The sequence below is a fragment of the Microbispora siamensis genome (assembly GCF_016863095.1).
Taxonomy (GTDB): Bacteria; Actinomycetota; Actinomycetes; order Streptosporangiales; family Streptosporangiaceae; genus Microbispora; species Microbispora siamensis.
The window spans coordinates 1-554 of the sequence record NZ_BOOF01000147.1; the positions used below are offsets into that span (position 1 = coordinate 1).

The following is a 554-nucleotide window of genomic DNA, read 5'->3' on the forward strand; positions in this document are numbered from 1 at the left end:
CTGGTCGAACGCCTGTCAGACGCGCGGAAAAACCGGCACCGCGTGCTCGCCGTCATCCGCGGCACCGCCGTCAACCAAGACGGCGCCTCCAACGGCCTGACCGCCCCCAACGGCCCCTCACAACAACGCGTCATCACCCACGCCCTCGACAACGCCGGACTCAGCCCCCTGGACGTCGACGCCGTCGAAGCCCACGGCACCGGCACCACCCTCGGCGACCCCATCGAAGCCCAAGCCCTCCTGGCCACCTACGGACAGAACCGCCCCGCCGACCACCCCCTATGGCTCGGCTCCCTCAAATCCAACATCGGCCACACCCAAGCCGCCGCCGGCGTCGCCGGCATCATCAAAACCGTCCAAGCCATCCGCAACAAACTGCTGCCGCAAACCCTCCACATCGACCAGCCCACCCCCCACGTCGACTGGACCACCGGCGCCATCCACCTCCTCACCGAACAACGCCCCTGGCCCGAAACCGGCCACCCCCGCCGCGCCGCCGTCTCCGCCTTCGGCGTCAGCGGCACCAACGCCCACGTCATCATCGAACAAGCACC

General features: G+C 69.1%; 1 protein-coding gene. It reads left to right on the forward strand.

The annotated features are described in order from the left end of the window. A partial coding sequence (locus Msi02_RS42860) for a ketoacyl-synthetase C-terminal extension domain-containing protein (protein ID WP_204053420.1) occupies positions 1-554 on the forward strand: 554 nt, incomplete at both ends.